The organism is Bacillus sp. CFBP9009 (assembly GCF_036541465.1).
Classification (GTDB): Bacteria; Bacillota; Bacilli; order Bacillales; family DSM-1321; genus Peribacillus.
Map to the genome: position 1 here is coordinate 494,912 of NZ_JAZHFU010000003.1, position 11,655 is coordinate 506,566.

15 protein-coding genes are annotated in these 11,655 nt (G+C 40.1%); 9 read left to right on the forward strand and 6 right to left on the reverse strand.

Features of this window, described 5'->3' with window-relative positions; translation table 11 throughout:
- Position 1 precedes the first annotated feature (1 nt).
- Positions 2–1,207, forward strand: a complete 1,206-nt coding sequence (trpB, locus tag V3595_RS11770) for a tryptophan synthase subunit beta (protein WP_485907366.1) — start codon at positions 2–4, stop codon at positions 1,205–1,207.
- The gene (gene trpA / locus V3595_RS11775) at positions 1,200–1,979 is read left to right on the forward strand and encodes a tryptophan synthase subunit alpha (protein WP_485907367.1); all 780 of its coding nucleotides are present in this window, start codon (positions 1,200–1,202) and stop codon (positions 1,977–1,979) included. Before trpB ends, trpA begins: the two co-directional genes overlap by 8 nt.
- A 299-nt stretch (positions 1,980–2,278) precedes the next feature.
- On the opposite strand, the gene V3595_RS11780 is transcribed toward trpA, so the two are convergent.
- The gene (locus V3595_RS11780; protein WP_485907368.1) at positions 2,279–2,899 is read right to left on the reverse strand and encodes a YktB family protein; all 621 of its coding nucleotides are present in this window, start codon (positions 2,897–2,899) and stop codon (positions 2,279–2,281) included.
- Between the two features lie 194 nt (positions 2,900–3,093).
- Between V3595_RS11780 and V3595_RS11785 the strand changes: the two genes are divergently transcribed.
- On the forward strand, positions 3,094–3,291 hold the full coding sequence (locus V3595_RS11785; protein ID WP_034314018.1) for a hypothetical protein: 198 nt from the start codon (positions 3,094–3,096) through the stop codon (positions 3,289–3,291).
- A gap of 409 nt (positions 3,292–3,700) precedes the next feature.
- Positions 3,701–4,504: an inositol monophosphatase family protein gene (locus tag V3595_RS11790; RefSeq protein WP_485907369.1), complete on the forward strand. Its 804-nt coding sequence runs from the start codon at positions 3,701–3,703 to the stop codon at positions 4,502–4,504.
- A 107-nt stretch (positions 4,505–4,611) separates the two neighbouring features.
- Here V3595_RS11790 and V3595_RS11795 read toward each other — a convergent pair whose 3' ends face one another.
- Positions 4,612–4,794, reverse strand: a complete 183-nt coding sequence (locus V3595_RS11795; protein WP_034314013.1) for a YlaF family protein — start codon at positions 4,792–4,794, stop codon at positions 4,612–4,614.
- Between the two features lie 124 nt (positions 4,795–4,918).
- Here V3595_RS11795 and typA point away from each other — a divergent pair, with 124 nt between their 5' ends.
- From typA to V3595_RS11810, 3 genes are read left to right on the forward strand one after another with little or no spacing between them, the layout of a single operon-like run.
- Positions 4,919–6,766 carry a translational GTPase TypA gene (typA, locus tag V3595_RS11800; protein WP_048684521.1) on the forward strand — a complete coding sequence of 616 codons (1,848 nt, stop codon included), beginning with the start codon at positions 4,919–4,921 and terminating at the stop codon, positions 6,764–6,766.
- A 22-nt stretch (positions 6,767–6,788) separates the two neighbouring features.
- The gene (locus V3595_RS11805) at positions 6,789–7,097 is read left to right on the forward strand and encodes a YlaH-like family protein (protein ID WP_053534308.1); all 309 of its coding nucleotides are present in this window, start codon (positions 6,789–6,791) and stop codon (positions 7,095–7,097) included.
- Between the two features lie 4 nt (positions 7,098–7,101).
- Positions 7,102–7,386, forward strand: coding sequence for a hypothetical protein (locus V3595_RS11810; RefSeq protein WP_485907370.1), 285 nt, complete (start codon positions 7,102–7,104; stop codon positions 7,384–7,386).
- Between the two features lie 39 nt (positions 7,387–7,425).
- On the opposite strand, the gene V3595_RS11815 is transcribed toward V3595_RS11810, so the two are convergent.
- The 3 genes from V3595_RS11815 to V3595_RS11825 all read right to left on the reverse strand — a co-directional run bounded on the left by V3595_RS11815 (position 7,426) and on the right by V3595_RS11825 (position 8,801).
- Positions 7,426–7,857 (reverse strand): hypothetical protein, encoded by a 432-nt coding sequence (locus tag V3595_RS11815; protein ID WP_485907371.1) that lies wholly within the window; start codon positions 7,855–7,857, stop codon positions 7,426–7,428.
- Entirely contained in the window at positions 7,841–8,041 is a 201-nt protein-coding gene (locus V3595_RS11820; protein WP_072272690.1) for a YlaI family protein, read from the reverse strand. Before V3595_RS11820 ends, V3595_RS11815 begins: the two co-directional genes overlap by 17 nt.
- Before the next feature lie 160 nt (positions 8,042–8,201).
- Entirely contained in the window at positions 8,202–8,801 is a 600-nt protein-coding gene (locus V3595_RS11825; RefSeq protein ID WP_485907372.1) for a YhcN/YlaJ family sporulation lipoprotein, read from the reverse strand.
- A gap of 267 nt (positions 8,802–9,068) precedes the next feature.
- Here V3595_RS11825 and V3595_RS11830 point away from each other — a divergent pair, with 267 nt between their 5' ends.
- Positions 9,069–10,400 (forward strand): PhoH family protein, encoded by a 1,332-nt coding sequence (locus V3595_RS11830; protein WP_485907373.1) that lies wholly within the window; start codon positions 9,069–9,071, stop codon positions 10,398–10,400.
- A gap of 64 nt (positions 10,401–10,464) precedes the next feature.
- Here V3595_RS11830 and V3595_RS11835 read toward each other — a convergent pair whose 3' ends face one another.
- Positions 10,465–10,968, reverse strand: a complete 504-nt coding sequence (locus tag V3595_RS11835; RefSeq protein ID WP_485907374.1) for a peptidyl-prolyl cis-trans isomerase — start codon at positions 10,966–10,968, stop codon at positions 10,465–10,467.
- Positions 10,969–11,189: 221 nt separating this feature from the next.
- Between V3595_RS11835 and V3595_RS11840 the strand changes: the two genes are divergently transcribed.
- Positions 11,190–11,471, forward strand: coding sequence for an Fpa/YlaN family protein (locus V3595_RS11840; RefSeq protein ID WP_034313996.1), 282 nt, complete (start codon positions 11,190–11,192; stop codon positions 11,469–11,471).
- Positions 11,472–11,655: the final 184 nt, after the last annotated feature.

The following is an 11,655-nucleotide window of genomic DNA, read 5'->3' on the forward strand; positions in this document are numbered from 1 at the left end:
GATGAACACTTATACACAGCCTGATAAAACTGGACATTTTGGAGCATATGGAGGCCGTTTCGTTCCGGAAACTTTAATGGCGGCGATTACGGAGCTTGAAGAAGTATATGAACAATCTAAAAATGATCCTGAATTCCAAAGTCAGCTAAGCTATTATCTGAAACAATATATCGGTCGGGAAACACCACTTTATTTTGCGGAGAACTTAACGAGACTGGCTGGTGGTGCAAATATTTACCTAAAGCGCGAAGACTTGAATCATACCGGGGCCCACAAAATAAATAATACGATCGGTCAGGCTTTGCTGACTCAGAAAATGGGCAAGAAAAAGGTGATCGCCGAAACGGGTGCAGGACAGCATGGGGTAGCAACGGCGACTGTGTGTGCATTGCTGAAGTTGGAATGCATCATATTTATGGGAGAAGAAGATATCAGGAGACAGAAATTAAATGTATTCAGGATGGAGCTTTTGGGAGCCAAGGTCATATCTGTATCACAAGGAAGCGGGACACTGAAGGATGCAGTGAATGAGGCGTTACGATATTGGGTGGCGAATGTGGATGACACCCATTATATAATGGGATCGGTTCTTGGACCGCATCCATTCCCCGTTATAGTTCGTGATTTTCAAAGCGTGATAGGGAATGAAACAAAGCGTCAATATTCGGAGGCGGTTCATTCCCTACCGGATGCAGTAGTCGCTTGCATAGGCGGAGGAAGTAATGCAATGGGAATGTTTTATCCCTTCATTGAGGATGAAACGGTAAAATTATACGGAGTGGAAGCGGCAGGGCATGGACTTGAAACACCATTGCATGCTTCAAGTTTGACGAAGGGGAAACCTGGGGTGCTCCACGGGGCATTCATGTATGTGTTGCAGAACGAGGACGGTCAGATCCAGGAGGCACATTCAATTTCAGCAGGGCTGGATTATCCAGGGGTAGGACCTGAACATAGTTACTTAAAAGATACAAATCGGGTGGAATATACTTCGGTAACCGATGCTGAAGCCTTAGAAGCTCTAGCGTTGCTTTCAAGGGAGGAAGGGATCATCCCTGCTTTAGAAAGTTCACATGCGATTTCCTACGGTTTAAAGCTTGCTAAAGAAATGGAGAAAGGAACAGGACTGGTGATTTGCCTGTCCGGCCGTGGTGATAAGGATGTTGAAACGGTCCAATCGTTGATAGGGGGTAGTAAACATGAATAAATTAACAAACGCGCTTCAAGAATGTCAAACAAAACAGGAAAAAGCATTCATCCCATATATTATGGCAGGCGATGGAGGTCTTGAACGGTTAAAGAGCCAGCTTCTTTTCCTTGAAAACAGCGGAGCGACTGCCGTTGAACTAGGTATCCCATTCTCTGACCCTGTCGCAGATGGACCGGTTATCCAACAAGCTGGCATCCGTTCTTTGGAAAATGGAACAACTTTAAAAGATGTCCTGAAAAAAGTAATGGAAATCAAAAATGATGTGTCCATCCCAATTATTTTAATGGGATATACGAATTCAATCCTGGCATATGGACTTAAAGAGTTTACGAATGATTGTCTGCAAGCAGGGATTTCCGGGTGCATCATCCCCGATTTACCGATTGAAGAAGAAGCCATCTTTTCATCAATCAAAACTGCAGGAATCGTTCTTATCCGACTTGTGACACTCACGTCATCGAAAGAGCGTATCACTGAGATTACCGCAGGGGCTGAGGGCTTTATCTACGCAGTTACAGTCAAAGGCATTACAGGTGCCCGTGACGTCTTTGGAGAAGAACTTGGAGGCTATTTAAAGAAGGTAAAAGAGATAAGTCCGGTTCCCGTTCTTGCTGGGTTCGGAATATCGACGCCAGATCATGTCCGTGATGCAATACAATACTGCGATGGTGTCATAGTCGGCAGCAAGATCATCGATTGCTTCGAGACAGGTAAGGAAGATCAAATTAGTGACTTGATACAAGCAAGTAAAGGGGTAGTGCAAAAATAGGAATGGAGAGACTCCCAGGCTGCCCTCAGTTTGTAGGCAAAAGGAGTTTAAAACAAAGTTGATTGGGGCGGGTGTTCGAGACTCCTGCGGGAAAAGCGTGTCCAGGGGCGCAAGAGCGCCGAGGGCGGACCGCCCGCGGAAAGCGAGTGTCTGGAGGCAACGGCCAAATTTTAAAAACCTAAAAAAACTGTAGACAAACTCTATAATGATCGAGTTTGTCTACAGTCTGAGGAGAGCCTTAAGGCTCTCCTTTTATCTTAACCAGTTTTTTGTTGGATCCGAATACAAATCAAATGTGTTTAATTTAATTGATATAAGGGTAAAAGATGTTCAAACGCATCTTGAATGGTTTTAATGAAATCATCATCTTTTAACTTAATGGCGTCATCACGGGAAATTTTTATACCGCATAGAATTTCGGCTTTCTTTACCGTTTGCAAACGAGTGAACATTGAATTCAAATCATCTACTCCAAGACCTTCATGAGGGATGACATCAGGTTTTGTATGGTCCATTGACCAAACATAATGGGAGGGAATACTATTCACCAATCGGTCTGCCTGCTGCTCCAGATGCTTTCCGATTTCCGTTTTATTAGGGGCTTCATAAATGACGGCATACCAGATGAACATATGCGTTTCCCATAACCCGATTTGGAAATGCGGCATCATTTTATAACCTCTGCTGTTGGCAGCGAAAGCAACCCATGTATCATTAGGAGGATTCACTGTCCGTCTAGCATGCTTTGCAACGTGAGGGTACATTTCATCGCCGGTCATAACTGACAGTTTTTGAGAAAAGTGCTCTCCTAGGGCTTGTAATTTGGGCTGGATCCGTTCTTTTAAAGCATCCATGCGGGATTCCAATCCATCAATTTTAAATACATCAAAATCACTTGCTGTAAAACTTGCTATTTTCATTTTCATCTCTCCTACCGTAATATCTGCACATATTGTAGCATAAGTAAAAGTAAAATTTAAAAAATACGATTTGGGTTGGCGATGTAAAATTACTTATAGGTTAAAGCACAAATTAGTTGCTATTTGTTGTAGGAAATCATATGATAATATAAATTCAGAAAATTACGTTAATTGATGAAGGGAGAATGTTAATTATGAAACAAGTCATGAACCAAGCATTAAAAGCTAAAGAAGTTGAAAGACATAGAGCTGCAGTGTTGAGAATGGAAATGGACTATGAATTAGCAACCCTTTTTGAAGCAATTGGTGAAGAGAATGATCAAAAGAGGTCACAATGCAAGCAAAGGCTTGAACGCATCCGCTTGGAATTGTTAAAACTGAAAGCCTTGTAAATGATTGGCTGCAGAGATCTTGAAGGAGAATGAATAAAGGAAATGAATCAATTTCAATACAAGGAATTTTATTATAGATGAACGGACACTTTATTTTATTAAAAAATAATGTGTCCGTTTTTCATTAAATGTCCAATATATATAAGGTGGTATTTTATTTTGGTTCGGTTCCATTTAATAAGGAAGGGAGACGTTAAGGTAAAGTGGTTTGAAAAGTATTCGTGCGGGCTAACTAATGATTGTGAAACCGATTAATGGATGGATGGTCAAGGAACCTTCTTTCCTCATATGTTTTAAAAAATGGAAAATTTAAGATGTTAAAAACTTGAAGGCAAGCTATATTTGCTTTAATCTTTAGAAGTGGATCATTTTAATGTAGTTTCTGATCATAAAGGACGGGGATATTATAATGGCATCGGTCAAGGAAATGGATACATATGCGAAGTTATGGATGAAAGAAGCGGGTACTAGGCTAAGGGCGTCCTTTAAAACCAAGTTGAATATTGAAATGAAAACGAATCCGAATGATTTGGTCACTAATATGGATAAGGGGATAGAAAAGTTTTTTTGCGAAAAAATCGGCGAAGTCTTTCCTGAACACCGCATTTTTGGCGAAGAGGGAATGGGCCATGATATTAAAGACCTAAAAGGTACGGTGTGGATCATCGATCCAATTGATGGAACTTTGAATTTCATTCATCAACAGAGGAATTTTGCAATTTCTCTTGGGGTTTATGTGGATGGCATTGGAAAGATTGGCATGGTTTATGATGTCTTCAGTGATGAATTATATCATGCGGTCAAGGGGCAGGGAGCATTTCTGAATGATCAAAGGCTCCCATCACTTGAAGAGGCATCAGTAAGCAAAGCGATCATTTCCATTAATGCTAGCTGGGTAACGGAAAACCGGAGGATTGACCCGAGTCTTTTGGCACCGCTGGTTCGGGATGCAAGAGGGACACGTTCTTATGGCTCGGCAGCATTGGAGCTGGCATTCGTGGCAGCTGGAAGGATTGATGCATACATAACCATGAGACTCATGCCTTGGGACTTTGCCGGGGGAGTTTTGCTGGTTGAGGAAGTGGGCGGGGAAGTTAGTAATATTAAAGGGGGCAAATTGAATTATTTAAAAGGCGACTCACTTTTCGTATCTAAACCCGGGCTTCACAAAGAAGTATTCGATAAATACTTGTCAGGAAATTCCAGCCGTTAGCATCAAGGGCCTATTGTGTGCAGGATATCTTGCACGGATGGAATCAAATACTCATTTTGAAATAATTAACAAAAAAAAACTCGCTGTCTGTCAGCGAGTTTTTTATATTATAACTTCCCGGCTTCGCGTAATTTCTTCTTCTGAGTGAAACCGAACCCCATTATTCCGCAAAGAATAACGATTGCAGCCAATATTCCAATCAAGCTTTTTTCAGCAATGAAGATGCCAATGGAGCCAATGCTGGATGTTGCCAATACCGCTAATATTAAGAAATTCCATTTAATGTTCATTAATATCACCCCTAATATATCTATTGTACATAATTTCTGTATTTGTTTCTAGTATGTTTGTGATATAATATGTAAGTTAATACTAGTGATACGTTATACACAAACTTTTTTAGGAGTGAATTTTTTGAAATTAAGAGAAAATATTCGTAATATAGCCATCATCGCCCACGTTGACCATGGTAAAACAACGTTAGTGGATCAGTTGCTTAAGCAATCTGGTACTTTCCGTGAAAATGAACATGTGGAAGAACGTGCGATGGATTCTAATGCGATTGAAAAAGAACGCGGAATTACGATTCTTGCGAAAAATACAGCAGTTCAATACCAAGATACAAGGATCAATATTTTGGATACACCTGGTCATGCCGACTTTGGTGGTGAAGTAGAACGGATCATGAAAATGGTTGATGGCGTTCTTCTTGTTGTTGATGCATATGAAGGCTGTATGCCGCAAACTCGCTTCGTGTTGAAAAAAGCATTGGAACAAAAGATCACGCCAATCGTTGTCGTGAACAAAATCGATAAAGATTCTGCACGTCCAAATGAAGTGGTCGATGAAGTAATTGACTTATTCATCGAACTAGGAGCTGAAGAAGAACAATTAGACTTCCCAGTTGTCTTCACTTCAGGTATTGCTGGTACTGCAAGCTTGGATTCAGATCCTGCTAAACAAGAAGAAGACATGACCCCACTTTTCGAAACAATCGTTGAAACGATCCCTGCACCAATTGATAACTCAGATGAACCGCTTCAATTCCAAGTGGCTTTACTTGACTATAATGATTATGTAGGACGTATTGGCGTTGGCCGTGTATTCCGCGGTAAAATGCATGTAGGTCAACAGGTTTCATTAATGAAACTTGATGGGAAGGTTAAACAATTCCGTGTAACGAAAATCTTTGGTTATATTGGCTTGAAGAAAGTTGAAATCCAAGAAGCCGTTGCCGGTGATTTAATTGCCGTTTCTGGTATGGAGGATATTAACGTAGGGGAAACAGTTTGTCCGACTGAACACCCTGAAGCTCTACCTATCCTGCGTATTGACGAGCCAACATTACAAATGACTTTCCTTGTAAATAACAGCCCATTCGCAGGCCGTGAAGGTAAATTCGTTACAGCTCGTAAAATTGAAGAGCGTTTGAGAAACCAATTGCAGACTGATGTCAGCTTAAGAGTCGAAAATACTGATTCTCCGGATGTCTGGATTGTTTCAGGTCGTGGGGAGCTTCACCTTTCCATCCTGATCGAAAACATGAGACGTGAAGGTTATGAACTGCAAGTTTCTAAACCGGAAGTTATCGTTCGTTTGATTGATGGTGTCCGTTGTGAGCCGGTTGAACGTGTACAAATCGACGTACCTGAGGAGCACACTGGTTCGATCATGGAATCAATGGGAGCCCGTAAAGGTGAATTATTGGATATGATCAACAGCGGAAGCGGTCAAGTTCGTTTACTGTTCACGATCCCAGCTCGCGGACTTATTGGCTATTCAACTGAGTTCTTAACGATTACACGCGGATATGGTATCATGAACCATTCATTTGACAGCTACCAACCAATGGCACAAGGTCAAGTCGGCGGAAGACGTCAAGGTGTACTTGTATCCATGGAATCAGGAAAAACTACACAATATGGTATTATGCAAGTAGAAGACCGCGGTGTTATTTTCGTTGAGCCAGGTACGGATATTTACGAAGGCATGATCGTCGGGGAACATAACCGTGATAGCGATTTGACTGTTAATATCGTTAAAGCGAAACAAATGACAAATATGCGTTCAGCAAATAAAGACCAAACTTCTTCCATGAAAAAACCAAGAATCATGTCCCTTGAAGAAGCTCTGGAATATTTGAACGATGACGAGTACTGTGAAGTAACTCCGGATTCAATCCGTCTTCGTAAAAAAATTCTAGATAAAAACGAGCGTGAAAGAGCAGCTAAAAGAAAAAAAGTTGCTGTTGAAGAAAAATAAATAGCAAGAGGAGGAGAAAAGATTGGATATCCAAGAGCGATTATCATTTTTTGCAGCATTGTACAGAGTGGATGAAAATCCTGAAGCAGGAATGTGGTATTTATATTTGACGGTCTTTGGATTATGCATCCTTGTCTATCAGTTAGGTTTTGCCAAAAAGTTACCATTGCTAAAAAATGTGGTCATTTATGTGGTAATGGCACTTGGATGTACCCTTCTTTCTTTCTTTGCGGTGTTTCTTCCTATGGGGGAAGCATTAATCATCGCTTCGCTTGTTCTGGGGATCTATAGGATCCGTCTTCATAATTCGAGAAAAGAAGAACAGGCTTAAGATGATGAAATCATTACAGGATGCTTTATACAATTGGTTGACGATCAAAGTTGTCTGTGATGCAAGGCCTGATGATACAGCTGCACGCGATACGGAAATGTTTTTCATGCAGATGCTGAAAGACGATCATCAGGTGATAATCGATTCTGTTTTAAAAACAGAACCTTTTTATTTCGTCGAGTACCTTTTGGGAGACGAAATGAAAAAGCAACGTTATCCGATTGAATTGATTGATATCATGTTAGACCAGATTCAGTTAGAGCCAGAAAAGTATAAAAATATCGAGTAATGATAAAAAGAACCGTGCGATTTACGCACGGTTCTTTTTTTATATTGCTTTAGGGAGGAAAAGTCCGTAAAAAAGATGTAAGATTGTCCACAAAAAGAAAGCTGTCAAATCAGAAGGAAGGACAACCTCTGTTTTCGACAGCGCAGATAGTGGGAAGTAAAGCATGATAGCGGGAAGTATCGTGATAAAAGCAAGTGCGTATTTGTTCCATTTCCTGAAAATTTTCAAAGGATGAAGAATATAAGCGTAACTAAACGTAATGGCAAGTGAAAAAAGGAGATGGAAAAAGAACAATGATGCCTCACTCCAGGAAACAGCTCCAATTAGAGGAAGGAAATCCACATTCAATAAAAGCTTATACACTTGCTTGCCTGAAAACATTTCGACCCACTTCATTATCAATCCAAGCAGAACTCCATTGATGAGACCAATCAGGCAAACTTTATAAAATATTCTACCATTCATCTTCATTTTTGATCGTCCGGTACAGACGGAAGTTTCCGGTTGCAATCCGTTCGTTCGTACGCTCTTCTATGCGTTGGTTACATGTATTGCACATATAGGTATGTATAGGACGGTTTCGAAGTTTCTTTGCTTCTGGGCTATCGTCAGGTATAGATTCAATTTGATCGCATATTACACATTTAACCTTCATATTAGTTGAACCTCACTTCAATTCGAATATGCTTTTAAGTATACCAATATTTTTATGGTAAAACGAGGATAAAGTGAAACTGACATTTGAAAGTTAATGTTACTTGGTGCATGGCGGGTATAGACTAAAAACCCGAAGATTCACTTCGGGTCAGGAAAATTCATTCTTTAAAGTGATTGGATTGATCATTTTGCTCTTTATCGAGTTCTTTTCTTTCCGTTTCATCATCAAGTTTATTTTTTTCCTTTTCAATGTTCTTGGACGGCGTTGGGGTTAAAATATCACCAGGAACCTCAGGAATGACTCGACTTGTGATGTCAGCCAGTTCATTTAGTATCCCGGTTACCGGTTTACCGTCTTTAATGTCTCTGGCCACCTCCCTGATCCGCTCATTTATATCCGGGTCAGCGACGATGAGGGCATTTGCACCTTCAGGATCATGTTTTAAAGTTTCTCCAACAGAGTACTTTATCGTTCCAACCTGTGAACGCTCAATATCTTGGTCAATATCTATTCCGACGATGGCATATTTGCCAAGTACGACAGCGGTGGCATCGTTCACCTCTGGAATGGATTTAGCCAAACCGGTGAGTCTTTCCGCTGTTTGCTGGCCGGTATTTCTGTCTGCTTCCTTTATGGTCGTATTATTGACTTTCGTTATATTGTTTTTCGAGTTATTTTCAGACACTTCGTTATTATTATCCATTGTGCAACCTGACATCAACAGAACCGCAGCGAGCGACAATATGATTTTTTGCAATGTAAAACCTCCTTAATGCTCTTTTTTTTGTTCCAGCCTGACCATCACTACCAAGTCTGATGCATATAAGTATAAAATGCAGTGAAACATGGTGTAATCAATGTTGGGGATTGCATTCTTTGCTGGAAGTTTTCTTTATAGTCTGTAAATGTTCTTCTATCTTTATGCAAAGGAACATATATTTTATCAACAGTCTCGTCCGCTACATAAATGCTGAGTGTAGTAAATGGTAAGGCATATCCTTTAGAGCAGGCAGGAGGCGTCATATTGGGGAAAAAAATCTATGTTTTAGATACGAATGTCCTGTTGCAGGATCCGTATTCGATTTATTCATTCGAAGATAATGAAGTTGTCATTCCAGCAGTCGTATTAGAAGAATTGGATTCGAAAAAAAGGTACATGGATGAAATCGGAAGGAATGCCAGGCAAGTATCGAAATTGATCGATGGCTTTCGGGAAAAAGGGAAGCTTCATCAGAGCATTCCGCTTCATAATGGAGGCAGCATAAGGATTGAACTCAACCACCGTTCATTTCATAAGCTTCAGGAAATTTTTGTGGAGAAAACGAATGATAACAGGATATTGGCAGTCGCGAAAAATTTATCTTTGGAAGAAGAGACGAAGGAAGCTGGAAAAACGGTCATTTTGGTTAGTAAAGATACTCTCGTCAGGGTTAAGGCTGATGCGATCGGTCTTGAGGCAGAGGACTTTTTAAATGACCGTGTCGTAGAACTGGACCATATTTACGCTGGGCACAAAGAAGTGTTTGTATCGATTGATAATCTGAATAAGTTTTATGAAAAAAGTTTTCTCGCACTGGAAGAACTAACAAAAGATTCATATTATCCAAATCAATTCCTGTTGATGAAGGACACGCTGGGCAGTTCAGCTTCTGCGATAGGGATTGTGGATGAGAATTGCAGGTTCGTTAAGAAATTGATGTATGAAGGGGAACATATTTGGGGAATTAAACCGAGAAATGTTCAGCAGACGATGGCCCTAGATTTGTTGCTTCGTTCGGATATCAAGCTTGTGACGCTCATTGGTAAGGCTGGGACAGGTAAGACTTTATTGGCATTGGCAACAGGATTGATGCAAACTGAAGATTTGGCACAATATAAGAAACTTTTGGTTGCCAGGCCCATTGTTCCGGTTGGTAAAGATATTGGTTATCTGCCAGGGGAAAAAGAAGAAAAATTAAGACCATGGATGCAGCCTATTTTTGATAATCTCCAATTTTTGTTCAATACGAAAAAACCTGGGGAATTGGATGCCATTTTAGCGGGAATGAGTTCGATCGAAGTGGAAGCCCTCACCTATATCAGGGGAAGGAGCATCCCGGATCAGTTCATCATCATCGATGAAGCGCAGAACTTAACGAAACATGAGGTCAAGACCATTTTGACGAGGGTCGGGGAGCGAAGCAAAATTGTATTAATGGGAGATCCGGAGCAAATAGATCATCCGTATTTAGATGAATATAATAATGGTTTGACATATGTGGTGGAAAAATTCAAGACCGAGCGAATTGCAGGCCATGTTAAATTGATAAAAGGAGAAAGATCTGGATTGGCCCAGCTGGCAGCTACGCTTTTATAATGCAATCGGCAAGGGATATCCCTTGCCGATTGCTCTAAAGTTTTTGGTGAGAATGGACTAAGTCTTATTTAACAGTGAAAGACCGTACATTTTTTATCGGATCATTGATGTTGGAAGCGTCTCCGAAATAAATTTCCAAAGGACCGCCCTCGGATATTTTAAGTGGCTTTCCTTCCTTGGAAAAGCCCAGGAAAAATTCAAGTGCCGTTTCCAACGGGAATGTGAGCTCCTCATCATCGGTTGTAACGATGATTTCAGTTACCCCATTTTCAGGTTCGGCATTTTTTAAAAAAGGTTCAAAAGGGATGCCGAAAGTCCCTTCCAGCAATCTTTGCTTCTCGAACTTTCGTTCCGTTTTTAATGTGGGTGGCATTATTGCGCCTTCCTGTATTTCTTTTTGCCAATGTTTGGAGGCGGCAATCGTATATTCTTCTAATTCATTGACTTGGACTCTTTCTGCGTGGAAATATGTATTTATTTCAACTTTACGGTCATCAAAAATCCATACTCCAGGATCTAGCGTAATTGGATATTTCACTTTTCCATTTATAAATACGATGGGTTCCAAATATCTCATTCCTTTCTGTTGCTCTTTAATGATTATAATCAATTATAATTGAAATGTCACATCTTCACGATGGTGAACAATTTCCATGGCTGGGTATATTCATTTGAGAGGTAATCGTGATATCTCAATGGCAAATTGTTTGTCAATGTCCTTGCTTTTTCACAAAACTAAAGGTAGAATTTAAAGATAAGATTTAATCGCTCTGAGCGGGGGGATTTAACATGGCATCTGATATGCTTGTCAATCATCGAGAAAAAGCTTATGCTTTATTAAAAGCAGATGCTGACAAGATTCTAAAACTGATAAAAGTTCAAATGGAAAATCTCACTATGCCTCAATGTCCTTTATATGAAGAGGTCCTTGATACACAAATGTTCGGTTTATCAAGAGAAATTGATTTTGCCGTACGCTTAGGTTTGGTAGAGGAAACCGAGGGTAAATCCCTTTTGGAAACCCTTGAACAGGAATTGTCAGTTTTGCATGAAGCATCATTAAAAAAATAATAGATAAAACATACTAACTCAAACAAATCTCGATGATTGTTTGAGTTTTTTATTTATGTACATAATTAATTAATAGTGTTATACTATATTCAATAGTGACATACTAATTGATCCACGGAAGCTCAATTTGAGTTTTTGCAATATTTTGAATTTTCATTCAAACATTGGGAATTTATGGTCCTAT